This is a genomic window from Labrenzia sp. C1B70 (assembly GCF_000475395.1).
In the GTDB taxonomy this organism is placed as follows: Bacteria; Pseudomonadota; Alphaproteobacteria; order Rhizobiales; family Stappiaceae; genus Roseibium; species Roseibium algicola.
The window spans coordinates 65,665-88,848 of record NZ_AXCE01000062.1; the positions used below are offsets into that span (position 1 = coordinate 65,665).

Consider the following 23,184-nt stretch of genomic DNA (forward strand, 5'->3'; position numbering starts at 1 on the left):
GCGTCCGTGCGGAGTCGGCGGCAACCGCATAAAGGCCATTGAGATCTTCCTCGCGCTGCCGTGGCGAACTTCGTCTCTGTACTGCAGGCGATGAAGTAATCGTTATAGTTGTATTTAATGAGTTCTAGAAGAAGGCGAGAAATCGCCCTCTTTGCCTTTTTGTTGAAAATGAAAGTAGTTTTTGTCTAAATACATACTCGTGAAAAGTTCCTAAGTGTTCACCTAAATTAATTTTTTAAAAATCTTATAAAATCAGATTGTTGCCCAGAGTAACGCATCGGCAGGGGGCAGGTGCGACATAAGCTGGGTTAACCATGTCCGTCTTTCAAAGTCTGAAATCCAAAATGATCGCCATGCTGGCTGTACTGTTCGTTGTTGCGACAGCGCTGAGCCTTGGCACGATACGCAATCTTGGCGTGCTCGAAGAAAACGCGGGGCATCTCCGCGAAGGGGCGGAAACCTTTGCCACCGACGGCGTGAACCTGGCCATTTCACTGCAAAAAATGCAGTTCGACATCGTTCAGGTGCAGCAATGGCTGACAGACATTTCCGCAACAAGAGGTCTTGATGGCCTGAACGACGGTTTTGATCTTGCGGTTTCCTTCTCCGACAATTTCAAGAGCGAGAGCACCGCGGCAATCGATCTCGCCGAAAAGCTCGGTTATGCGGATCTTGTTGAAAAGATCAGGAACGTTCAGGCGAAATTCCCGTCATACTACGACACCGGAAAAGCCATGGCGGAGGCCTATGTTGCCGGTGGACCGGAGCAGGGCAACAAGCTCATGGGGGCATTCGACGGCGAAGCTGAAAGCCTGACGACGGCGCTGGAAGCAGCCCTTGATCTTCATCACCAGCATCTGGAAACGGAACGCGCCGAGTTGGCCGTTGAGGTGGCGAGCTATCAGAGTGCGGCCCGGAACGCTGACGTCATGACCTACGCTAACCTCGGGCTCGTCGTCCTTGCCCTGGCAATGGCCGGTTTCTTCATCATGCGTGCGGTCATTCTGCCGCTCGGGTCCTTTGCCGAGGCAGTCGCCCGGCTTTCGAAGGGCGACTATGGCATTCACCTTGCCGAATGCGAACGGGCTGACGAAATCGGACAGCTTGCAAATGCGATCAATGTCCTGCGCGACGGCGCTTCGGAGCGAGAGGAGTTGGTCAAGGCGCAAAAGGCGGAAGACGAAGCGCGCATTCGGCGCATGCGGCAGCGCGAGGAGCTGACTGCTTCCTTCCGCAGCAGCGTATCGTCCCTCATCGTGGATGTGACCGGCACCATGTCGCAGCTGGAAGACACAGCAACTGTGCTGATCGGTGTTGCAGATGACACCACGACACACGCTGAAGGAGCGGCCTATTCATCCAATTCGGCTCTGGGTAATGTCGAGGCTGTCGCTTCCGCCGCTGAAGAGCTTTCGGTTTCCATCGAGGAAATCAACCAGCGTGTGGCTTCCACCTCCGCAGTTGTCTCGGAAGCTGCCGAAACCACCAGCCTGACCAATGAAAAGGTCGCAACCCTTTCCTCTGCGGCCCAGGAAATCGGTGAAGTCGTCCAGCTGATCCAGACCATCGCCGAACAGACCAATCTTCTGGCTCTCAACGCAACTATCGAGGCTGCTCGTGCTGGTGAAGCTGGCAAGGGCTTTGCTGTCGTTGCTGCGGAAGTCAAGGAGTTGGCCAATCAGACAGCGAAAGCCACGGAAAGCATCACCCAGCAGATCATCGCCATTCAGGAAGCGACCACCGATGCAGCCCACTCGATCCAGCAGATAACCGACATCATGGGCAATGTAACGGCGGAAACAACGGCAATCGCATCGGCGGTTACTGAACAGAGCGCAGCGACTGGCGAAATTGCCCGTGGCGTCAACGAGGCCTCCACCAGCACCCAGACGGCAAGCGACAGCGTGTCCGGCATGAAGGAAAACGCGGTCCGCTCCAAGGATGCGGCAGGTGAAGTTCGCCAGGCGGTCAACCTGGTTGCAGAACGCACCCAGACGCTGACCCACCAGATCGAGGACTTCATCAAGTCCTTTGCGGCCTGATGTCAACCGAGACCAGTGACGAAAAGCCGGCGGTTTCCACCGGCTTTTTTGTTTCCCGGTTTTGACAATCCTCCAAGTGACAATGAGGCGGCGAACGGAAAAACGCCGACCTGCGCCTCAGGTGAACAGCCGACTTGTGGTCAGTGATCTGGGCTGCTCGTTTTGCCTTACTCCGCAGCGTTTGCGATTGCCGAGTAGAGATCCGGATCCGTTAGTTCAGGCGGAGAAACCGGTGCGCCACCGCCTTCGCCGACGTAAGTATCCGCCACGCCGTAAATGAAGACCCCGCCCGCCTTGCGCTTTGCGATGGCGACCCGCTCGATCAACTGGAAGTCGCCAGTTTCGCAGTTGGCGTAACTTGTATAGATCGGTTTGCCGTTCTCGTTGATCCGTTCGGAACCTGAGGTGAATTTGCCTTCCGCGCATTTCTTCTGGCTGTCGGCAACAATAAGCGACATCAGTTCTTCTTCCGACTGGTAGCTACCCGCCGGGAAAATGTGCGCCACAATCGTGCGTGCGTCGTTGGTGGCAACGGCATGAAGGCCGTTCAGATCTTCTTCGCGCTGTCCGTCGGGAACAAGCTTTAGCCCGGACAGGCCAGCGCTGCCCATCAGGTTGAACAGGGCCTGGGTCGCTTCGATGGCAAGTTGCGGGTCGGTCGCCGAACTGGACGCCGCCGCTTCGTCCTTGGTGGGGGCGGAATGTCCGAGGCCACCTTGAGAGCTGGCGCCTGCAGTGCCGGCAACGGGCGCCGCACCGTACCGAGCGATGTTCTGCTCCACGCATTTGGCAAGACGTGCCATCAGGCGAGAGGTGCCTGTGAGGCGGAATTCGTAATTGAAGGTGCCATCTCGAACGTAAAGTGTCCGTCCGCGGCGAAATCGGGTGATGATGTAGCCGCCTCTCGGCATTTGCATGCGCGCCAGATTCTTCGACGTCGCCTTGGCAACGCCGCTCTGCCAGGCGCTCCGGTCGATGCGATACTGAAGCGCAATATCTGCGCCGACCTTCATGTTCCACTGAAGCGCCGAAAAGCCGATGGCCCAGTTGTAGTTGGTGTCGAGCTGGACATATAGCGTGATGCCGCTGTGGTAGCTCACGGACGCGACACAGGTCGAAAATGCGCCGGTCTGATCATCAGTGAAGGCACTGCCGTTCCAGCCGCCGCTTTGGAAGTTTTCAACAACGGCTGCATGGCTAGTTCCGAAGCTACCGAAGAGCAAAAGACCTGCGGAAACCCCGGCGGCAACCAATGAATAAACAAGACGCATCATACCCCCTCAGATGCCACTGCGGCCGTGTCCCAGCCGTCTGGAAAGGCTAAGTGATTTCCTTTGCGGCATCAAGAATGACGCACGCTTGCCCGGAAGCTTGAATGCCGTCGCAAACGACGGCTGAACGGGGTGTTCACTGCCCGTTGGAACAGGAGAAAAACTCTTTCAATCGGACCGGGCCCGTTGGAAGTTTTTCCTCGCAAAAATCACTCTGACCGGCCGCCGGGAATTGAAATTGGCCAAATCAGAGGATTGCAAAAAACTATTCCGCTTCTGTTTCCAGCTTTGAAATCCGGTGCCCGGCGCAGGCATGGGCTGCCGATTACATTAGACCCATCAAACTGGGACTGGAGACCCTGACGATGACTAGCCGTGGTGGCGACACTCTGAAAACACTGAAAAAGCCGGAAGACCGGCTCGACGTGTTTCCGGCCTTCATGAAGGTTGCCGGCCGGCGTGTGCTCGTTGTCGGGCACGGCGGTGAAGCTGCTGCAAAGGTTCGTCTCTTGGGGGAAACCAACGCCCGGATCGTCGTCGTATCCAAAATTGTCGAACCGGATCTGCAGGAGGCTATTGACCTCTTCGAGACCGAGCATCTTGCCGAGGATTTCCAGCCTGGTCATCTGAAGGACGCCGCTCTGGTCTTTTCCGCGCGCGAAGACTGGGACCTCGACAAGGCTGTTGTCGATGCGGCACGGGCGCAGGGCGTTCCGGTCAATGCGGTCGACAAGCCGGAACTGTGCGACTTCTACACCGGAGCCCTGGTCAATCGCGCACCGATCGCCGTTGCGATAACCTCGACCGGTGTCGGTCCTGTCCTGTCGCGCCACATCCGCGCGCGCATTGAAGCCATGCTGCCGCGTTCGACCGGCGAGCTGGCGCGTCTTGCCGAAAGTTTCCGCGATGCCGCAACCAAGGTGATCCGCGACGGGGGGCTGCGCCGCAGTTTCTGGGCGCGCTTCTTCTCCGGTTCGGTCGCAACCAATCTCTATGCAGGCAAGGCTGATGTCGCCCGTTCAGAGGCACAGCGGTTGTTGAATTCGATGGCGGACGAGCCCGGTTTTGTCTGGCTTGTCGGTGCCGGGCCGGGCGCGGAAGACCTGTTGACCCTGCGCGCGCAGCGCCTGCTGCAGGAAGCCGACGTCATCGTTCACGATGCGCTGGTGCCGGCAAATGTCGTTGCCATGGGCCGCCGCGATGCGGAGCGCATTTCAGTGGGCAAGCGCAAGGGCGCTCATTCCGTGCCGCAGTCCGAAATTTCCGAGCTCCTGGTCGAGCTTGGCCGCAAGGGCTTGAAAGTCGTGCGTCTGAAAGCTGGAGATCCGATGATCTTTGGCCGTGCGGCAGAAGAAATGGAAGCGCTTCGCGAAGGTGGTATCGGCTTTGAAATTGTTCCAGGCGTCACGGCAGCCTTCGCCGCGGCAGCGTCAGCCCAGATCCCGCTCACGTTGCGCGGTGTCGCCTCCAACCTGGTTTTCGCTACCGGCCACAATGCCAAGTCCGAAACCCTGCCGGATTGGGCTGGGCTGGCACTCAAGGGCGCGACGGTGGCTGTCTACATGGGCCGAACCGTGGCGGCTGCGGTTGCCGAGAAGATGATCGGCGCGGGCCTGAAACCTGAAATACCGGTTGCCGTTATCGAGAATGCGGCACACCCGGACGAACGCCAATTTGCCGGAACCCTGTCCGAACTCGCGGTGCTGTCGAACCGCGCTGAGATCGACGGACCGGTTCTGATCGTGATCGGCGAGGCCGTGGGCCATGCCGCAATGGACAAGGCCGAACCCCTGGCGCCGCAGCTCGCCGCCCGGGTTGTAGCCGCCTGAACTTGAAGAGAGTGGACGCACATGAAAGTCATCACCGCCAACCGCCTTTTGAACGGCGATGTTGTCTGGCTCGCGGAAAACGGTTCCTGGGTCGAGCGCATTACGCTGGCTAAGGTTTATGACGGCAAGGAAGCGGTCGCGGCAGCCCTGGCCGAAGGTCTTGAGGCCGAGAAGAACCAGAAAGTCGTTGGTGTCTACGAGATGGACGTGACCGTGGAAGAGGGCGTCATCGTACCGGTGCGCCTGCGCGAAAAGATCCGGGCAACCGGCCCGACCACCCACCCGGAACTGGGCAAGCAGGCCCAGGCGGTTTCCGCCTGAAACAACAATGAAGGGCAGGGCAGCGCCTTCCATGGCAGCGCCCGCTGAGGAGAGATTGAGACATGTACCGTTACGACGAATTTGACGCGAGCTTCGTGAACCAGCGTACCGAGCAGTTCAAGGACCAAGTCCGCCGCCGTCTGGCTGGCGAACTTTCCGAGGACGAGTTCAAGCCGCTGCGCCTGATGAACGGTCTCTATCTGCAGCTCCATGCCTACATGCTGCGCGTTGCCATTCCCTATGGCACGCTCAACGGCCGGCAGATGCGCAAGCTTGCCCATATCGCCCGCACGTACGACCAGAGCTACGGCCACTTCACCACGCGCCAGAACATCCAGTTCAACTGGCCGAAACTGGAAGATACGCCGAAGATCCTGGAAGAGCTGGCAGAAGTCGAGATGCATGCCATCCAGACGTCGGGCAACTGCATTCGAAACGTGACCGCGGATCACTTCGCCGGTGCTGCCGCCGACGAGATCGCCGACCCGCGCCCCTATGCGGAAATCCTGCGCCAGTGGTCATCGCTGCATCCGGAATTCTCGTTCCTGCCGCGCAAGTTCAAGATCGCCATCACAGGCGCACCGAACGACCGTGCTGCCGTCCAGGTTCACGATATCGGGCTGCAGCTCGCACGCAACGATGCCGGTGAGATCGGGTTCGTGGTCTTCGTTGGTGGCGGACTTGGCCGTACGCCGATGATCGGCCGCAAAGTGCGCGACTTCCTTCCCGAGGAAGATCTGCTTGCCTACTCGGAAGCGATCCTGCGCGTCTATAACCGCTACGGCCGCCGCGACAACAAGTACAAGGCCCGCATCAAGATCCTGGTTCATGAAACCGGGCTGGACGAACTGAAGGCGGATATCGAGGCCGAATTCGAAAAGATCCGCTTCGGGGTCCTGCGTCTGCCGGACGAGGAAGTGCGCCGCATCGAAGCTTATTTTGCTCCGCCTCCGCTGGAAGTGGGCAATGCGACCTCGGCTGCCGTTGAAACACGCAAGGCGGCGGATGCAGCCTTTGCCCAGTTCACGGCGCATAACCTCAACCCGCACCGGGTCCCTGGTTATACCTCCGTCACATTGTCCATGAAGCCGATCGGCGGCATCCCGGGTGATGCGTCGGATGAGCAGATGGACGTGATCGCGAACCTTGCCGAGAAATACGGTCATGACGAGATCCGCATCAGTCACGAGCAGAACGTGATCCTGCCGCATGTAAAGCTGGACGACCTGCCGGCGCTGTTCGACGAGTTGGTGGCCGCGCGTATCGCGGAAGGAAATGCCGGTCTGATCACCGATATCATCGCCTGCCCGGGCATGGACTATTGCGCCCTGGCAACCGCCCGCTCCATTCCGGTTGCGCAGCGGATCTCTGAACGCTTCGGTGCTGCGGAACGGCAGGCCGAGATCGGTGAGCTGAAGATCAAGATCTCCGGCTGCATCAACGCCTGTGGTCACCACCATGTCGGCCACATCGGCATTCTCGGCCTGGAGAAGAAGGGCGAGGAATTCTATCAGGTGACGCTTGGCGGCTCCGCCAACGAAAACGCGTCCATTGGTGAAATCGTCGGCCGCGGCTTCTCGTCTGAAGAAGTGGTCGATGCCATCGAGAAGCTGGTCGATACCTATCTCGGCCTGCGGAACGGCAAAGAAGAGACCTTCCTGGAAGCCTATCGCCGGGTTGGGGAGGATCCCTTCAAGGAGGCCCTTTATGGCGCTGCATGAGACATTCAGCCTAGGTGTTGATCCGGAGCTGGGCTTGCAGGCGGAAGTCGCCGCACTCAACGCCCAGTTCGAGGATGCAACCGCGGACGACGTCCTGAGGGCGGCCATCCGCCACCAGTTCGCCGGTGGCATTGCCATGGTCTCCAGCTTCGGGGCCGATTCCGCAGTGCTCCTGCATATGGTTGCCCAGATCGACCCGTCGACGCCGGTCGTTTTCGTGGACACGGTCAAACTGTTTCCGGCCACGCTGCTCTATCGTGATGAGCTGATCGAGAAGCTCGGCCTGACCGATGTCCGCACCCAGAAGCCGAACAAGGACGATCTCTCCAGGGAAGATCCCGCGGGCATGCTCTGGATGAGCGATACCGACGCCTGCTGTCATATCCGCAAGGTGGTGCCGCTGGCCGAGGCCTTGAACGGTTTCGAAGCCTGGATTTCCGGCCGCAAGCGGTTCCAGAGCGCAAGTCGCTCCAGCCTGGAGTTCTTCGAAATCGACGAAGGCCGGGTGAAGGTCAATCCGCTGGCGGACTGGACGGCTGCCGAAATTCTGGATTATGCCAAGACCCATGATCTGCCGCCGCATCCGCTGGTGGCGCAAGGCTACCCCTCCATCGGCTGCCTGCCCTGCACCAGCAAGGTTGCCCCCGGCGAGGACCCCCGGGCTGGACGTTGGCGTGGCCAGGACAAGACGGAATGCGGCATTCACTGGCCGACCCATGGCAAGGAAGTTGACGGCAGCGGTATCTGACCGCTGTCGATAGAGGATTTTGAGGACGCAAAGAATGGCAACGATTTTCAAGGACGGCGATTTCGTCGAGGAAAGCTGGGCGCGGACAGATGCCGAAACCGGCACTGCTGTCGAAGGCGATGCGCTTGTACCGATGACCGTGTTTCTCATCGACCCGGATGCATATCTGGCACGAGACGGCAAAACCGCCGTCATCGTCGAGGCTGGTGACGATGTCGAGCTGATCGAAAATTATCTCGACCGACTGGCACTGGTTGCCGTCGACTTTCCGAGCTTTTCCGATGGCCGCGGCTTTTCCGCAGCCCGCATCCTGCGTGAGCAGATCGGCTACAAGGGTGATATCCGCGCGCTCGGGAAATACATTCTCGACCAGGTGCCGCTGGCACGCCGCTGCGGTGTGTCGACGTTCGAGATCTCCAAGCCGGAAGTGCTGAAAGCCCTGAAGGCCGGTGAATGGCCCGAAGTAACGAAATATCTGCAGCCGGTCGGCACGGTCGATGAAATCCCGGAAGGAACACGCCCGTGGGCGCGCCGCTCCCACCGGGATCTGGCGGTCGCCGCGGAGTAAGCCGAACAGGTCTGCCCGTCTTGCGACAATGGTCATAGGATGGCGGCACAAAATTCGAACGAGCGTTTCAGGGGACCTCGCAAGGCGGGGTCCCCATTTGTTTGCGGGCGGCGATCCTTGCAAGAGGCCGTCGGCATCGCCAAAGACTACAGGTGCTCGTCCAAGGTCATTTGCTGTCGAAGGAAAAGGTGAAACCGAACCACGGCAAGTGTTTTGCCCGTCCAGTTTGTGTCAGCAACCGGAATGCAGTTCGTCAGTGGATTGAAACATCCGGTTACAGGCTGTGAATCGCATTGTCACAAGACTGACTTATTATACGTCATATGGTCTGGCGGCAAAATGATTTGCCGGCGAACCGGCACTGGCGCACGAGGCAATGTGGCGTCGAAACGGGGATACCGGGGCATTGCCAATTGTTTCCCGAAATCCAATACCGCAGGCCGGTTCCGGTCCTCAGCAGGAATGTCGCTCAATGGCCGTCACTCGCACCCTCGAAACGCTCTTCGATCTGAGGAAGCCCGCAGTAAAGACCAACAAGGTGCTTGTGGTCGGGGTCAGTTCAAAGCGATCGCTCGGCCTGGCAATCGGCGAGCACATGTATCAGAACGGTTGGGAAACCGTGCTGACGTCGCGCCGGCCGGAAAAGCTGTCTGCCAAAACGCCACATCACGACATCCGCTTCCTGGATTATCCGCAGTCCATCGACGCGATTGACGATCTGACCGACCTGACCGGCATGGTGTTCTGCCTGGCCAAGACCGACATCGGCGAAGCCGGACAGAACGGTCTGCTGGGGACGAGCGAAGAGAACTTTCTGAAGACGATCAGCACCAGCTGTTATGCCTTCATCGCCCTGGTGCGGGAGGTGCAGCGGCGCAACCCGAACCTCAGATCCGTTGTCGCCCTGACCTTCCTGGGCGGTGAGCGCGTGGTGCCCGGCTACGAGGTCCTGGGTGTCGCAAAGGCTGCCCTGGAACACTCCGTGCGGGCACTTGCGGCGGAACTTGGCCATGAGAATGTCCGTGTGAACGGTGTTTCCGCCGGCGCGGTCCCGACCACGTCATCGCGCGTCCTGCCCGACTTCCGCAAGGTTCATGAAGTTCTCTCGCGGCAGTCGTTCCTGCGCCGCGGTGTCACCGCAGAGGAAGTTGCCGGAGCTGCTGCCTATTTGCTCAGTGATCTTTCCGGCGGAATGACGGGTGAGATCCTGCAAGTCAACGGCGGTCTGCGGCACACGGTGCTCTAAGCCGGTGGCTGGTACGGCGTCGTGGTCTTTTCGTGATGCCGCACGTCGTTCAGCCTAATCCAAGTCAACGCTCCACGTGAACTTAATGCAAAACATCCGTGCTCCGGAAGTTAATGCATACTTTGTGCTTGTGTTTTTATTGGTTCGTTAGATAAACACCCTCACCATGCCTCAGAGGGATCAACGGATTCGGTTGCCGAAACCTTCCGAAACCAAGGACGCACTTCGGGAAATTGCGGAACGTCCGACGGCGAATGCCTGAATTATCTTAATTCGAGCTGTCGCAGATGGAGAGAAAATTGGTCGCAAATTTATACGGAAAGGGTGGTGTCCTGGACCGGGTCGCAAGGCCTGAAATGCGCGTACCGTTCTTGCTGGGTCTGGTGGTGTTCCTGGCTTGCATCTTCGGCATTCTTACCCGGCCGACCGGGTTCCTGGCAGCAGTCTGGCCGGCCAACGCAATCCTCCTCGGACTGCTGGTCCGCGTGCCTAAGTCGGCTTGTTGGCAGAGCTGGGTTGCTGCTGCCGTAGGCTATCTGGCAGCGGATCTTCTGACAGGAGCGACACTCGAAAAGGCCGTGCTGCTGAATGCGGCCAACATGGTTGGGGTGGCTGCCGGGTATCAGGTCTATAGGTACTTGCCTGCTTCCTCCGTTCGGCTGCAACAACCCTTGGCCCTTCTCCATCTTGCGGTGGCTTCGGCTATCGCCGCTTCCCTGGCAGGGGTTGTCGGCGGCATCGCAAATCCGATCCTCTTCGGCGGGGGTGTCATTCCAGGCTGGATATTCTGGTCGACGACCGAGCTGGTCAACTACATCTCCTTTCTGCCGGTTATCCTGTCGGCACCGAAGCTGGAAGGAACGTTGCCGGACTTTTCCGGTCTGCTGGCCCGGTTGAGGCAGGAAAAACGCGCACCGCTGATCCTGCTGCTGATCTCCTGTATTGCTGGAGCAGTCGTCGGAGGACCTGGCGCCATTGCGTTTCCGGTTCCGGCGCTCTTGTGGTGTGGTGTCGTCTATCCGGTCTTTCCGACAGCGATACTGACGCTGTGCATTGGCGTGTGGGGTCTCGTCATCCTGTCAAACGGGCTTGGCGACAGCAGCTCCCTGCAACTCGACGTGATGACGCTCATTTCCATCCGGCTCGGCATTTCCCTTGTTGCTCTGGCGCCTATCATGTTGTCCTGCGTCACGCAGAGCCGGAATGCGTTGCTGGTCCGTCTGCAATATCTTGCCACGCACGACCAACTGACCGACGTGCTCAACCGCAACGCCTTCCGCGAGGAGGTCTCCCGCAGTCTCTCCCTTGGCATGAACGGCTTTGCCCTGCTGATGGTCGACCTCGATCATTTCAAGTCGGTCAACGACACTTACGGACACGCAGCCGGTGATACCGTGCTGGTCAGCTTCGTGCGGCGCGTGCAAGGCACGTTGCGGCCAGGCAGTCTTCTGGGTCGTATGGGCGGCGAGGAATTCGCCATCATGATTCCGAACAGCCAGATCATGGACGCAGTGGCGGAAGCCGAGAAAATTCGGCAAAGCGTCTGCAGTGAGCCGGTTGCCGCAGGAGACGGAAAACTGGTTCGCGTGACGGCAAGCCTCGGCGTCGTCGCTGTCGAACACGACAATGCAGCCTGTCTTGATACCCTGTTGGCCGAAGCCGACCGGCTTTGCTACCAGGCGAAGGAACGCGGCCGGAACCGCGTGGAGCATTGCGGAGCGGCATAGGGTTTTCGGACAGGCGGCCGTCAGACTTCCTTATTCCTGGTCAGGTAAAGCAGTTGCGGGAAGATTTCTTCCAGCGCCGGGTCTCGTCCGGTTTCCGCATTGGCCGTATAAAACTGCCGATTTGCCTTCAGATTGGCATAGCCGTGAATGAACGCCCACAGCATGGTTTCAACTGAAGTCCGGTGAACGGGGTTCTCGCAATTCTCCGGTGAAAGTCCTTCGGAGACCTCCCTTAGAACCGCATAGGCTTCGCGGCTGGCCGGCTGAAGCTCCGGATAGATGTCGATCTGTCGTTCCATGGAGAACATCAGCCGGAACAGATGCGGGTTCTCTTCAACGAAGGCGATGTAACCGCGGGCGCTTGCGAGTATCTGTTCACGGGCGTCGTTGGACGCATCCGCCATATGCCGGCGCATCGTGCCCGCAAACTGCCGGAAGCCTTCCGTCGCGATGGCTGCCTGCAGGACGGCAAGATTGGCAAAGTGGTTCTTCGGCGCTCCATGGGAAACGCCGGCACGGGCGGCGCACGCCCGCAGCGAAAGGGCCTCAAGTCCATCTTCGCGCAGAATGTCCAGCCCTGCCTGGATCAGGGCCTCTTTCAGATTGCCGTGGTGATATTTCAGGTCGCTCAGGCCTGTTTCCTCCATAAGTAGACACTGTCAACATTTTCGTTGACGGCTGAAAATTCCGCATATAGACAGTGACAACATTGCTGGGGTCGCAATGCAGAAGGGTTGTCTTATGTCGTCTAAGTGTTATGTGCGGGCTACCGTCCTTGCAAGTCTCGCGCTTGTCGCATGTCCTGCCATGGGGGAGGAACAGAAGGACTGGAGCGTACTGGTTGGCGCTGGTCCCTTCTTCGGTCCGGAATATCTGGGCTCCAAGGACTACGGTTTCGTTCCCGGCATCATCGCGTCTGTGCAAAAGGGGCCTTATTTCGTCAAGTTCAACGGATTGACGGCGACCGCCAACGTGCTGCCTTTCGACAGCTTTTACGCCGGGCCGCTTATTGGCTACGGCACGGGCCGCAAGGATGTGTCCGACAATGTTGTCGACAAGCTGCCCGATGTTGACGAGGAGCTCTGGGTTGGTGCCACAGCAGGCGGTGGCTACGCCGGTTTGCTGCTTGATCGCGATTCACTTGGTGCCAGTGTCGAGATTGCCCATGACGTCATCGGCGATAGCGGCACAACGGCCACATTCAGCCTGGGTTACGAAATCAACGCGACCCAGCGTCTGGCTATCGGCCTTGATGTCTCCACGACCTTTGTGGACGGCACCTATGCTGACGCCTACTATTCCGTGACCGCAAAAGGCGCGGCCGCAAGCGGTCTCAAGGAATACAAGGCCGACGCAGGCTTCAGGGACGTGAGCGTGGATGTTTCGTCAAGATTTGCCGTAACCGAAAACTGGGGCGTCGGTGGCCTCGTCGGCGGGTCGGTGCTTCTGGGCGGCATGGCCGATAGCCCGATCGTTGAAGACCGGGGAGAGGCGCTCAACGGCCATGGCGGTCTGTTTCTCTGGTACAAGTTCTGATCGGCGGTCTGCACGAAAAGCTGTTCTGACGCGGAAAAACTGTGCCGGAACCTTTCCCGGGAAAACCACGCAGCGCACCAGCGCCAGAACGGTCATCGGTTGCATCAGTGGCTCCGTCAGCCAGAATTCTTGAAAGATTATCGCGGGCCGCATTCCACCAGGCGTGCCCCGGCACAAGGCCGGGGCTGCTGAAGGTTCAAGCGGCAGGCGCAATCACGCGTCTGTCGGCTCTTCGTATGTGATCATCGCGATCACGCCTCCGAGCGGGTCGACAATCGTTGCCATGCGGCCGACGTTTGGAATGCTCATCGGTTCCATCGCAATCGTCGCGCCAAGCGCACGGGCCTTTTCGACACGCGCATCGACACTGTCGACAGTCACATAGGGCAGCCAACGGGGACTTTCAGTTTCCATGGATGGGAAGCCGCCGATCATGTTTTCATTGTTCATGATCATGGTGTAGGGGCCTACGCCCACATCCACGGTTTTTGTGCCCCAGCCGAGCAGATCGGAATAGAAGGCCTGCGCCTTGGCACCGTCAGCGCAATGAAGTTCCATCCAGCTGAACGCGCCATGTGTTTGCGACGGAGTGCTCATGTCTTTCATCCTCTGTGTTGAAAACAATTGCCTGGCAGTGCCAGGTGATCAGAGGACGGCGGGCGACAGGCAGACCCGACAGGGGGGTAAAAAATATTTTGGTCTGGCAGGATCTGAACAAAACGAGGCTCGAAACAGATCTATTGTCCACCAGAAACCTTCATTTTCCGACGGATATGGTCGCGATCAACATCGGTTCCCGCAAATTCCAGCGCTTTGCGGTAAGCGACCTGAGCCTCTTCAGCCAGGCCCAGTTCTTCCAGAAAGGTAGCGCGGACAACATGAAAGTTCGGGTAGCGCTCCAGAGAGCCAGCCAGTTGCTCCAGGCGGCACAAGCCGGCCTGTGCTCCGTTCAGCTTTGCCTGGACCACGGCGCGGTTGAGCGCCACAACCGGTGAAGGCCGGATATGTTCCAGGGCACGGTAGAGCCGGTCGATCTCTACCCAGTCGGTGGTTGCGTAGGTCGCAGCCTGGGTGTGGGTCGAGGCAATGGCTGCCTCGATCTGAAAGGGGCCGGGCCGCGCCTTGCGCAAGGCGGCCTCAAGCAGAATGTTGCCTTCGGCGATCAGTTTCCGATCCCAAAGCGAACGGTCCTGGTCTTCCAGCGTTACGGCAGCGCCGCTCCGGCTCAGCCGGGCCTTGCGGCGGGAATGCTGGATCAGGCAAAGGGCCAGCAAGCCGCGCAGTTCCGGTTCTTCGGGAAACAGCCGCACGATCAGGCGGGCCAGGCGGATCGCTTCCTCACACAGGGGCTCGCGGATCAGTTCTTCACCCTGTGACGCCGCATAGCCTTCGTTGAAGATCAGATAGATGGCATTGGCTACGGCGGAAAGTCGCTCGGCACGGGCGGTTCTGTCCGGCTCCTCATAGCTCAGTTTGGCCGCCTGCAGCCGTTTCTTCGCACGCGTGATGCGCTGTTCCATGGTCTTGGCCTGTACCAGAAATGCACGGGCAATCTCCTCCACAGCAAGACCAGCGACAATTTTCAGGGAAAGGGCAATCTGCTGGTCCCGGCGCAGCACCGGGTGGCAGCAGGTAAACAGAAGACGCAGGATGTCGTCCCGGTAGACGGCATGATCCAGCGATTGGGTCAGCTCGTCTTCCGGGTGCGGGCCTTCGGGAAGAGGCTCGAGATCATCCGGTGCGGTGAGGGTTTCCTTTTTGCGTTTCCGCAGCGTATCGATGCCGGCATTGCGTCCGGCTATGATCAGCCAGGCAACCGGATCCGCCGGCATCCGGTCGGGTGACCACGCCTTGAGCGCCTTCAACGAGGCGTCCTGAAACGCATCCTCGGCAAGGTCAATGTCGCCGAAGACGCGGTTGAGCGCTGCCAGGACGCGCGGGCGGGCAGCCCTAAGATGCGCTGATAACCAGGCGCTCGGCATTCTTGAAATCGGCTCCCTCGAAGAATTCCACCGGGCGAATTTCGATGCGGCCATGATCCAGCGGCAGGATCTTCACCGCCTCGATGGCGTCCTCCAGTGTCGGGCAGTCGATCACGTAAAAGCCCATGAACTGCTCTTTCGTTTCGGCAAAAGGCCCGTCGGTGACAATAAAGTCGTCCTTGTCCTTGTTGATCGTGACCGACGTTCCCGTCGACATCAACTTGGTTGCAACGGCGAAGGAGTTGTTTGTCTTTGTGTGTTCGTGAAAGGCGCCGTGTTTCTGATAAACGGTGGCAAGCTCTTCCGGTGGCAGAGCATCAATGAAATCTTCGCTGGCGTAAATCAAAACGGAAAAAAGCATGGGGGTCCCTCCGGTTGCTTGGATTGATACCCAAGGAACGTGCAGGCGCGAGCTTATCCGACAGCCGACCGAAAAAAAGTGAAAACTTGCCTGCGATCAGGGCATGGCCTGGCCGAAAGGGAGAGTTGCCGGCCGTTAAGCCGGGCAACTCCGATCCGTGTGATCTTCTAGGCGTTGCCGATGAGAACGCCTGCCGCAAAGACCAGAGAACCGCCGAGGACAACCTGGAAGGCTGCCCGCAGAAACGGTGTTTCCATGTAGCGGTTCTGGATCCATGCGATCGCCCACAATTCGATGAAAACGATGAATGCGGCGACAGTTGTCGCTGTCCAGAATTCGGGAATGAGATAGGGCAGGGCGTGACCAAGGCCGCCGAGGGCGGTCATGATGCCCGAGGCGAGGCCGCGCTTCAGCGGTGATCCGCGTCCCGAGAGCACGCCGTCGTCATGGGCCGCTTCCGTAAAGCCCATGGAAATGCCCGCCCCGACGGAGGCCGACAGGCCGACCAGGAAGGTCTGCCAGGTATCCTGCGTCGCGAAGGCGGCGGCAAAGATCGGGGCCAGCGTTGATACCGAGCCGTCCATCAAACCGGCGAGGCCCGGCTGGACGTAGGTCAGGATGAATTGCCGGCGTTCGGTCTGGCGCTCCTGTTCCTGCACGTCGTCGGGCGTGTGTTTGGCTCCAAGGCGCTGGGCGAGACTCTCGTGGCCTTTCTCGGCAATCGCAAGATCGCCCAGTAGCTTGCGGGTTCCTGCATCCGAGGTGCGCTTGGCAGCTTCGGTGTAGAAGCGATAGGCCTGCGCCTCCATTTCCTCGGCCATAGCACGGACCTTCTCCAGTCCGAGGGGGCGCACCAGCCAGTCGGGCTTGCGGTCGTAATAGCCGCGCACATGTTCCCGGCGTATGAGAGGGATCGTTTCGCCGAACCGCGCCCGGTGCTGTTCGATCAGTCTCCGCCGGTGCTGGTTTTCCTCTGCGGCCATGTCGTCGAAGACCTTGGCCGATTGCGGATACTGGTCACGCAGACCATCGGCATAAGCCTTGTAGATGCGGGCATCGTCCTCCTCGGAGGAAATCGCAAGCGCCAGGATTTCCTGTTCGGAAAGGGATGAGAAATCCCGCTTTCCCAGTCTGAAAACACGTCCGAACATCAATGCCTCTCACCCAGGATTACCATTTTGCAGGTGGACCGCCGTCAGGCAGGCAGCACGCCGGCCCCGAGCCGGTTCAATCACCGATCAGGTTATATTCGGATGTTAGCAAATTAAGAGAAGCCGAACCGATGCCAAGATGACGCATGTTTCATCGTCCCCGCAACCGGTTCGGCTGTCGGTGTCAGCCTATCCAGCCGTCACGCTTCAGGACCTGATAGGTCTCGTCGAGGGTTTTCTCGGCGGTCTTCACCAGAATATCCGCCTCCTCGTGGGTCAGGACCAGCGGCGGCGAAATGATCAGGCTGTCGCGCACCGCGCGCATGACCATGCCGTTGCCGAAGGAAATGTCGCGGCAGATGGTGCCGGCCGTGCCGACATCCTTGAACGGTCGATGCGGGTTTTTCTTGTCCGGCACCAGTTCCAGTGCACCGACAAGGCCGGTCATGCGGGCTTCGCCGATCAGAGGGTGATCGCCCAGCTTCAGCCAGCGTTCCTTGAGATAGGGACCGATATCGGTCTTGACGCGCTCGACCAGGCCTTCGCGCTCGATGATCTCCAGGTTGGCGAGTGCAGCCGCGGCGCAGGCCGGGTGACCGGAATAGGTGTAGCCGTGGTAGAACTCTTCACCCGAAAGCATCAGGCCTTCGGCCACGCGATCGGAAACCATGACACCGCCCATCGGCAGATAGCCGGACGTCAGGCCCTTGGCGATGGGCATCAGGTCCGGCTTCATGCCGTAGTGGGTCGAACCGAACCATTCGCCGAGACGGCCGAAGCCGCAGATGACCTCGTCGGAAACGAAGAGGATATCCCTTTCGTCGAGAATACGGCGGATTTCCGGCCAATAGGTCTCCGGCGGAATGATGACACCACCGGCGCCCTGGATCGGTTCGGCGATGAAGGCCGCAACCTTGTCCTCGCCGATCTCGTCAATGGCTTCTTCCAGTTTGCGCGCGGCAAAGACGCCGAACTCTTCCGGGCTCATTTCATGGCCTTCACCGAACCAGTAGGGCTGGTCGATGTGATGCACGCCCGGAACCGGAAGGCCGCCCTGCTGGTGCATGCCTTTCATGCCGCCGAGGCTGGTGCCGGCAAGCGTCGAGCCGTGATAGCCGTTCCAGCGGCCGATGATCACCTTCTTGTCCGGCTTGCCCATCTTGTCCCAATAGGTGCGGACCATGCGGAACACGGTGTCGTTGGCCTCGGACCCGGACGAGCAGTAGAACACCCTGTTGATGTGATCGGGTGCCAGTTTCGCCAGCTTTTCAGACAAGGCAATTGCGGGCGGATGGGTCGTCTTGAAGAACGTGTTGTAATAGGACAGCTCGTTCATCTGCTTGTAGACCGCATCCGCAATCTCCTTGCGGCCATGGCCAACCTGCACGCACCACAGACCGGCCATGCCGTCGAGGATCCGGTTGCCTTCCGAATCCGTCAGCCAGATACCGTCGGCATGGGTGATCACCCGGCTGCCTTCCTGGTTCAGCGACTTCATGTCGGAAAAAGGATGCCAGTGATGGGCGGCATCGAGCTCCTGAAGGGCCTTGGTCGGATAGATGTTGGAATGGGCCGTCATTGGCGAACGCTCCGGATAGTGACAGACGGGATCAGACGTTGAGCAGCAGGTATTCCCGCTCCCAGGGGCTGATCACGGACATGAAGGTTTCAAATTCCTCGTATTTGATCGCGCGGTAGGTGGCGACGAACTGTTCGCCGAACACCTCGATCATCTCGTCGGATTTTTCGAACTTTGCCAGCGCCTCTGGCAGACCTCGCGGCAGGGACTTGGACCGTTCCGAGCAGTCGTCGGATTTCGGCGAATCCGGCTTGAGCCCGTGGACCATTCCCAGGTACCCGCAGGCAAGGCTTGCGGCGATCGCGAGATACGGGTTGACGTCGGACCCCGGTACCCGGTTTTCCAGACGACGTGCCTGGGCGTTGGAATAAGGCACACGCAAACCCACCGTGCGGTTGTCGTAGCCCCAGTAGACATTCACCGGTGCGGTCGAGGTCTTGGAGAACCGGCGATAGGAATTTACGAAAGGCGCCATGATGCAGGTGACCCGCGGAAGAAACCGCTGGTGACCGGCGATGAACGACAGGAACGCCTGTGTTTCCTCGCCGTTTTCATCCGCGAAGATGTTGAGGCCGGTTTCCTTGTCGACCACCGACTGGTGAATATGCATCGCCGAACCGGGCTGGTTCGACATCGGCTTCGACATGAAGGTGGCATACATTTCGTGACGCAGCGCGGCCTCACGGATGGTGCGCTTGAACAGGAACACCTGGTCGGCCAGGGCCAGCGGTTGGCCATGGCGCAGGTTGATTTCCATCTGCGCTGCGCCTTCCTCGTGAATCATCGTGTCGATCTCGAGGCCCTGCTGTTCCGACAGGTCGTAGATGTCGTCGATCAGGTCGTCGAATTCGTTCAGCGCGGAAATCGAATAGGACTGTCGGCCGACTTCCGGACGGCCGGACCGGCCCCGCGGCGGCTCAAGCGGATAGTCAGGATCCGTGTTCGGACGGACGAGGTAAAACTCGATTTCCGGCGCCACGACAGGCTCCCAGCCCTTGTCCTCGTAGAGTTTGAGAACACGCTTCAAGACATTCCGCGGCGCGGTCTCGACCGGTGCACCCTGCCGGGTGACGGCATCGTGGATCAGCTGCGCGGTCGGGTCGCTTTCCCAGGGCACGGTGGTAAGGGTGCTGTAGTCGGGCTTGAAATAGAGATCGCCGTCGATGGGGTTGTGCTGAAACCAGTCGTCGTCGTCCGGATAATCGCCCGAGATCGTCTGCGCGAAGATCGAAGCAGGCATTGTCATCACCGGGCCGGAGAAAAACTTGCCAGTCGGCATCATCTTGCCGCGGGCAACACCGGCAAGGTCCGGAACGATGCATTCGATATCCTGGATGTTGCGCGCGTTGAGCCAGTCACGGGCCGCATCGACATCCGGAACGCCGCGCAGGCTGTCGATCGGATTTTCGCTTTCGCTGGCAGGCGTTTCAGCAGTCACAAGAAGCTCCAATGGTTTTGGCACTTTGGCCGGGGCAGGGAAGGCCATTTGGACGGCAAACAGGGGCGTTATCAAGTGCCTGTCTGCATGGGGCTGTCCCGGGTCGGAGAAATCATTTTGTGATCACAAAATGACATGGCTTTCAAAAAGGATCAACCGCCTGATGCATTTGACAGGATTTCCTTGCCGAGAAGCCCCATGCCGTCGGCAATATCGGCCGCGATCGCGGCCCGCAGTGCAGGGCCGTCCTGATCTTCGATCGCGCGGATGGCTTCCTTGTGACGGTCCTCAAGACTGGCAGTGCCGACCCGTCCGTAAACCGTACGCATGAATGGTGCGAACTGCAGCCAGAGACTGTCGATCAGCGGCAGCAGAACCTTGGATCCGGAGGCCCTGTAAATGCGGAAGTGAAAGGCGTGGTTGAGCCGCATGTAGGCTTCTGCATCGCCACTTGTGAGCCGCTCGTCGATGTCGTCATCGATCGATTGAAGGTCCTTTGCATCCTTGGATGTCAGGTGCGGCAGGGCCAATTCGGCCAATTCCGGTTCCAGAAGAAGTCTTGCTTTCAGCACCTCGTCGAAGCGGGCCGGGGTCATGTCGGGTATCTGTACCCGGCCGTTCGGTTTCACCTCGAGAGCGTTTTCAGCCGCAAGCCGTTGCAACACTTCGCGCACTGGCATCGGGCTGACGCCAAGTTCCGCGGCAAGCCCCCGGATTGTCACGGCTTTTCCAGGTATGAACCGGCCTGTAAGCAGCCCGGACCGGACGGCATTGTCGACCTGCCCACGGGTTGCACCACGGGACGTGGAAGGGCCGCTGGCCTCCTTCACGGGGCCGGATTGCAAAGCGGATTGCCGAAGGGCCAAAGACGTCCTCCCGAAAAAGTCAAACAGTCAATTTATGCGATCCCGCTTGACAGGGTTTTCCGAAAGTGATCACATTTTTGAAAAGGACGCAAACAAAAGCTGCCGGCTGCCGCAGGAGTGCGGACGGCTTAGTCCAGCAAGACGCAGGGGCGTAAAAACTCTAAATGAACGAGCTTCCCCACCAGATCCTCGAGCATCCGGCGCTGCCCGGCTGGAAGACGGACTTCGAGGCCTTCATGGCCGCCCATCCCGATCTTGATACGCTCGAGGTCATTCTGCCCGATACCAACGGCGTGCTGCGCGGCAAGTGGTTGCCGGGCAAGGCGCTCGAAAAGGTATTCGAGGGCGGCGTGGCCTTTCCCTATTCGCTTTACGGGCTCGATGTCTGGGGGCGTGAGGTCGAGGCCACCGGCATGCATCTGGAAACGGGTGACAAGGACGGTGTCTGCTGGCCGATCCCCGAAACGCTGAAGCTTGTTCCCTGGACCGACCGCAAGACCGCCCAGGTGCTTTTGTCCATGTACGATCGGGACGGCGATCCGTTCCTGGCAGACCCGCGTCACGTTCTGGAAAACATGGTCGACCGACTGAAGGACGAATTCGGCGTGACCGCCACCTGTGCCTTCGAGTTGGAATTCTATCTGTTCGAGGAAAGTGACGGTGACTGGACGGAGCAGCCCAAGCCGCTGTTCTCCACCCATCTCGGCCCTGCCCGCCAGAACATGTACGCGCTGTCCGACCTGGAGGCCTTGCTGCCGGTGGTCGACGATCTGCGGAAGGCCTGCGAGGTTCAGGGCATTCCGGCGGACGCTGCAGTTTCCGAAGCCGCGCCCGGCCAGTTCGAACTCAACCTGCACCATCGCCGCAACCCGCTCCTGGCGGCCGATGACGTTGTCATGCTGCGCCGCCTGGTGGCAGGTGTCGCCCGCAAGCACGAACTCAAGGCGTCCTTCATGGCCAAGCCTTTCGTGGAATGGCCCGGCAACGGCATGCATGTGCACGTGTCCATGGAAGACGATAACGGCAATTTGTTCGCGGATCCGGAAACCGGCGCAGACCGGCTCGGATATGCCATCAACGGTCTTTTGAAGACCATGCCGGAAGCTCTGTTGCTTTTCATTTCCACCTTCAACGGTTTCCGCCGGATGCAGCCGGGCTCCTATGCCCCGGCCTCCATCTGCTGGGGCTACGACAACCGCTCCGTGGCGTTGCGGGTTCCTGCCTCGACACCGGAAGCTGCCCGTGTCGAACACCGGATCGCAGGCGCCGACGCCAACCCCTATCTTGTGCTGACGGGCATTCTCGCCGGCATGATGGAAGGCCTCAGGCTGAAAAAGGATCCGCCTGCGCCAGTGACCGGCAATGCGTATGAGAAACGCAAGAAGCGACTGACCCCCTGGATGGACGAAGCCATTGATGCTTTTGAAGCCTCCAAGCTGATGAAACAGGCGGTCGGAAAGGAAATGCACAAGGTACTTACCGAGATCAAACGGGAGGAACTGAACGAATTTGGGCGGGAGATCTCATCGCTTGAGCGACAGACGTATTTGTGATCGGCTGCTGCCCAAAATCGACGCTGGACAAAAACCGGCGCCATAGCCAATCTGCGGGACAGACAAGACGCAAACAGCGCAAATGTCCATTTGCATTCAGGCACTAGGCCATCAAAGGGCCACTGACAAAACTCTGAGGGGAGTTCTCAAATGACGTTTAAATCCATGTTGACCGGGGTCGCCGTTCTCAGCCTGATGAGCGGTGCTGCATTCGCCCAGGACAAGGTCGTGAATGTCTACAACTGGTCCGACTACATCGACGAGACCATCCTGGAAGACTTCACCAAGGAAACCGGCATCAAGGTTGTCTACGACGTGTTCGACAGCAACGAAGTGCTGGAAACCAAGCTGCTGGCAGGCGGTACCGGCTACGATGTCGTCGTCCCGACCGGAACCTTCCTGGCCCGCCAGATTCAGGCCGGTGTTTTCTCTGAACTCGACAAGTCCAAGCTGACCAACCTGTCCAACATGTGGAAGGACATCGAGGCACGCGTCGACAAGTATGATCCGGGCAACAAGCACTCGATCAACTACATGTGGGGCACCACCGGCTTCGGCTACAATGTCGACAAGGTGAAGGCCGCGCTCGGCGACAACCCGCCGGTGGACAGCTGGGATCTCCTGTTCAAGAAGGAGAACATCGAGAAGCTGAAGGATTGCGGCGTGTTCATCCTGGACGCTCCGACCGAGCTGATCCCGGCTGCTCTCAACTACCTGGGTCTCGATCCGGACAGCAAGGACCCGGCGGAAATCGAAAAGGCCGGTGAGCTCCTGATGTCGGTTCGCCCGTACATCCAGAAGTTCCATTCTTCCGAATACATCAACGCTCTTGCCAATGGCGATATCTGCCTTGCGGTTGGCTGGTCCGGTGACGTTCTGCAGGCGCGCGACCGTGCGGCGGAAGCCGACAACGGAGTGACCGTCGAATATTCGATCCCGAAAGAGGGCGCGCTGATGTGGTTCGACCAGATGGCGATCCCGGCCGATGCTCCGCACAAGGAAGAGGCGCACGAGTTCCTGAACTACATCATGCGTCCTGAAGTGATGGCGAAGGCTTCCAACGTCGTCTACTACGCCAACGGCAACAAGGCGTCGCAGGAATTCCTCAACGAGGACGTGATCGGGGATCCGGCGATCTACCCGACCGAGGAAGCGGTGAAGAACCTCTACACCGTCACCCCCTATCCTCCGAAGGTGAACCGGGTCGTGACCCGCACCTGGACCTCGGTCAAGAGCGGCCAGTAA

At 59.3% G+C, this 23,184-nt stretch carries 20 protein-coding genes; 11 read left to right on the forward strand and 9 right to left on the reverse strand.

The features are described 5' to 3' along the window. Positions 1 to 314: 314 nt before the first annotated feature. Positions 315 to 2,042, forward strand: a complete 1,728-nt coding sequence (locus Q666_RS65270; RefSeq protein ID WP_081713387.1) for a HAMP domain-containing methyl-accepting chemotaxis protein — start codon at positions 315 to 317, stop codon at positions 2,040 to 2,042. Positions 2,043 to 2,209: 167 nt separating this feature from the next. Here the strand turns inward: Q666_RS65270 and Q666_RS61250 are convergent, their stop codons facing one another. Further along, positions 2,210 to 3,316: a hypothetical protein gene (locus Q666_RS61250; RefSeq protein WP_023002206.1), complete on the reverse strand. Its 1,107-nt coding sequence runs from the start codon at positions 3,314 to 3,316 to the stop codon at positions 2,210 to 2,212. Between the two features lie 362 nt (positions 3,317 to 3,678). On the opposite strand from Q666_RS61250, the gene cysG reads away from it, so the two are divergent. From cysG to Q666_RS61280, 7 genes are all read left to right on the forward strand, one after another. Continuing rightward, complete coding sequence (gene cysG / locus Q666_RS61255) at positions 3,679 to 5,142, forward strand: siroheme synthase CysG (protein WP_023002205.1); 1,464 nt, start codon at positions 3,679 to 3,681, stop codon at positions 5,140 to 5,142. A gap of 21 nt (positions 5,143 to 5,163) precedes the next feature. After that, entirely contained in the window at positions 5,164 to 5,463 is a 300-nt protein-coding gene (locus tag Q666_RS61260) for a DUF2849 domain-containing protein (protein ID WP_023002204.1), read from the forward strand. Positions 5,464 to 5,525: 62 nt separating this feature from the next. Further along, complete coding sequence (locus Q666_RS61265; RefSeq protein ID WP_023002203.1) at positions 5,526 to 7,184, forward strand: nitrite/sulfite reductase; 1,659 nt, start codon at positions 5,526 to 5,528, stop codon at positions 7,182 to 7,184. Continuing rightward, positions 7,171 to 7,932, forward strand: a complete 762-nt coding sequence (locus Q666_RS61270) for a phosphoadenylyl-sulfate reductase (RefSeq protein WP_023002202.1) — start codon at positions 7,171 to 7,173, stop codon at positions 7,930 to 7,932. The genes Q666_RS61265 and Q666_RS61270 overlap by 14 nt, the downstream gene beginning before the upstream one ends. A gap of 34 nt (positions 7,933 to 7,966) precedes the next feature. Beyond that, complete coding sequence (locus Q666_RS61275; RefSeq protein ID WP_023002201.1) at positions 7,967 to 8,500, forward strand: DUF934 domain-containing protein; 534 nt, start codon at positions 7,967 to 7,969, stop codon at positions 8,498 to 8,500. Positions 8,501 to 8,972: 472 nt separating this feature from the next. Next, entirely contained in the window at positions 8,973 to 9,746 is a 774-nt protein-coding gene (locus Q666_RS0134245; RefSeq protein WP_023002200.1) for an SDR family oxidoreductase, read from the forward strand. A gap of 299 nt (positions 9,747 to 10,045) precedes the next feature. Further along, positions 10,046 to 11,473, forward strand: a complete 1,428-nt coding sequence (locus Q666_RS61280) for a sensor domain-containing diguanylate cyclase (RefSeq protein ID WP_161633270.1) — start codon at positions 10,046 to 10,048, stop codon at positions 11,471 to 11,473. A gap of 20 nt (positions 11,474 to 11,493) precedes the next feature. Here Q666_RS61280 and Q666_RS61285 read toward each other — a convergent pair whose 3' ends face one another. Further along, positions 11,494 to 12,120, reverse strand: coding sequence for a TetR/AcrR family transcriptional regulator (locus Q666_RS61285; protein WP_023002198.1), 627 nt, complete (start codon positions 12,118 to 12,120; stop codon positions 11,494 to 11,496). 94 nt (positions 12,121 to 12,214) lie between these two features. On the opposite strand from Q666_RS61285, the gene Q666_RS61290 reads away from it, so the two are divergent. Further along, positions 12,215 to 13,009: a MipA/OmpV family protein gene (locus tag Q666_RS61290; protein WP_161633269.1), complete on the forward strand. Its 795-nt coding sequence runs from the start codon at positions 12,215 to 12,217 to the stop codon at positions 13,007 to 13,009. A gap of 213 nt (positions 13,010 to 13,222) precedes the next feature. Here the strand turns inward: Q666_RS61290 and Q666_RS61295 are convergent, their stop codons facing one another. From Q666_RS61295 to Q666_RS61325, 7 genes are all read right to left on the reverse strand, one after another. After that, positions 13,223 to 13,606: a VOC family protein gene (locus tag Q666_RS61295; protein ID WP_031269808.1), complete on the reverse strand. Its 384-nt coding sequence runs from the start codon at positions 13,604 to 13,606 to the stop codon at positions 13,223 to 13,225. A 140-nt stretch (positions 13,607 to 13,746) separates the two neighbouring features. Then, entirely contained in the window at positions 13,747 to 14,991 is a 1,245-nt protein-coding gene (locus tag Q666_RS61300; protein WP_023002195.1) for an RNA polymerase sigma factor, read from the reverse strand. Then, a complete protein-coding gene (locus tag Q666_RS65275) occupies positions 14,960 to 15,352 on the reverse strand; it encodes a YciI family protein (protein ID WP_023002194.1) in 393 nt (130 codons plus the stop codon). Before Q666_RS65275 ends, Q666_RS61300 begins: the two co-directional genes overlap by 32 nt. A 167-nt stretch (positions 15,353 to 15,519) precedes the next feature. Beyond that, complete coding sequence (gene mbfA, locus Q666_RS61310; protein WP_023002193.1) at positions 15,520 to 16,503, reverse strand: iron exporter MbfA; 984 nt, start codon at positions 16,501 to 16,503, stop codon at positions 15,520 to 15,522. Positions 16,504 to 16,687: 184 nt separating this feature from the next. After that, positions 16,688 to 18,082, reverse strand: coding sequence for an aspartate aminotransferase family protein (locus tag Q666_RS61315; protein ID WP_023002192.1), 1,395 nt, complete (start codon positions 18,080 to 18,082; stop codon positions 16,688 to 16,690). A 31-nt stretch (positions 18,083 to 18,113) separates the two neighbouring features. After that, a complete protein-coding gene (locus tag Q666_RS61320) occupies positions 18,114 to 19,520 on the reverse strand; it encodes a glutamine synthetase family protein (protein ID WP_031269805.1) in 1,407 nt (468 codons plus the stop codon). Positions 19,521 to 19,672: 152 nt separating this feature from the next. Then, positions 19,673 to 20,350, reverse strand: coding sequence for a GntR family transcriptional regulator (locus Q666_RS61325; RefSeq protein ID WP_023002190.1), 678 nt, complete (start codon positions 20,348 to 20,350; stop codon positions 19,673 to 19,675). Positions 20,351 to 20,550: 200 nt separating this feature from the next. Between Q666_RS61325 and Q666_RS61330 the strand changes: the two genes are divergently transcribed. Further along, positions 20,551 to 21,939: a glutamine synthetase family protein gene (locus Q666_RS61330; protein ID WP_023002189.1), complete on the forward strand. Its 1,389-nt coding sequence runs from the start codon at positions 20,551 to 20,553 to the stop codon at positions 21,937 to 21,939. A gap of 150 nt (positions 21,940 to 22,089) precedes the next feature. Further along, complete coding sequence (locus tag Q666_RS61335) at positions 22,090 to 23,184, forward strand: polyamine ABC transporter substrate-binding protein (protein ID WP_031269801.1); 1,095 nt, start codon at positions 22,090 to 22,092, stop codon at positions 23,182 to 23,184.

Excerpts from the sequence above, each read along its gene's own strand:
- Q666_RS65270 (WP_081713387.1), top strand. The coding sequence starts at position 315 with ATGTCCGTCTTTCAAAGTCTGAAATCCAAAATGATCGCCATGCTGGCT.
- Q666_RS61250 (WP_023002206.1), bottom strand. The coding sequence starts at position 3,316 with ATGATGCGTCTTGTTTATTCATTGGTTGCCGCCGGGGTTTCCGCAGGT.
- cysG (WP_023002205.1), top strand. The coding sequence starts at position 3,679 with ATGACTAGCCGTGGTGGCGACACTCTGAAAACACTGAAAAAGCCGGAA.
- Q666_RS61260 (WP_023002204.1), top strand. The coding sequence starts at position 5,164 with ATGAAAGTCATCACCGCCAACCGCCTTTTGAACGGCGATGTTGTCTGG.
- Q666_RS61265 (WP_023002203.1), top strand. The coding sequence starts at position 5,526 with ATGTACCGTTACGACGAATTTGACGCGAGCTTCGTGAACCAGCGTACC.
- Q666_RS61270 (WP_023002202.1), top strand. The coding sequence starts at position 7,171 with ATGGCGCTGCATGAGACATTCAGCCTAGGTGTTGATCCGGAGCTGGGC.
- Q666_RS61275 (WP_023002201.1), top strand. The coding sequence starts at position 7,967 with ATGGCAACGATTTTCAAGGACGGCGATTTCGTCGAGGAAAGCTGGGCG.
- Q666_RS0134245 (WP_023002200.1), top strand. The coding sequence starts at position 8,973 with ATGGCCGTCACTCGCACCCTCGAAACGCTCTTCGATCTGAGGAAGCCC.
- Q666_RS61285 (WP_023002198.1), bottom strand. The coding sequence starts at position 12,120 with ATGGAGGAAACAGGCCTGAGCGACCTGAAATATCACCACGGCAATCTG.
- Q666_RS61290 (WP_161633269.1), top strand. The coding sequence starts at position 12,215 with ATGTCGTCTAAGTGTTATGTGCGGGCTACCGTCCTTGCAAGTCTCGCG.
- Q666_RS61295 (WP_031269808.1), bottom strand. The coding sequence starts at position 13,606 with ATGAGCACTCCGTCGCAAACACATGGCGCGTTCAGCTGGATGGAACTT.
- Q666_RS61300 (WP_023002195.1), bottom strand. The coding sequence starts at position 14,991 with ATGCCGAGCGCCTGGTTATCAGCGCATCTTAGGGCTGCCCGCCCGCGC.
- Q666_RS65275 (WP_023002194.1), bottom strand. The coding sequence starts at position 15,352 with ATGCTTTTTTCCGTTTTGATTTACGCCAGCGAAGATTTCATTGATGCT.
- mbfA (WP_023002193.1), bottom strand. The coding sequence starts at position 16,503 with ATGTTCGGACGTGTTTTCAGACTGGGAAAGCGGGATTTCTCATCCCTT.
- Q666_RS61315 (WP_023002192.1), bottom strand. The coding sequence starts at position 18,082 with ATGACGGCCCATTCCAACATCTATCCGACCAAGGCCCTTCAGGAGCTC.
- Q666_RS61330 (WP_023002189.1), top strand. The coding sequence starts at position 20,551 with ATGAACGAGCTTCCCCACCAGATCCTCGAGCATCCGGCGCTGCCCGGC.
- Q666_RS61335 (WP_031269801.1), top strand. The coding sequence starts at position 22,090 with ATGACGTTTAAATCCATGTTGACCGGGGTCGCCGTTCTCAGCCTGATG.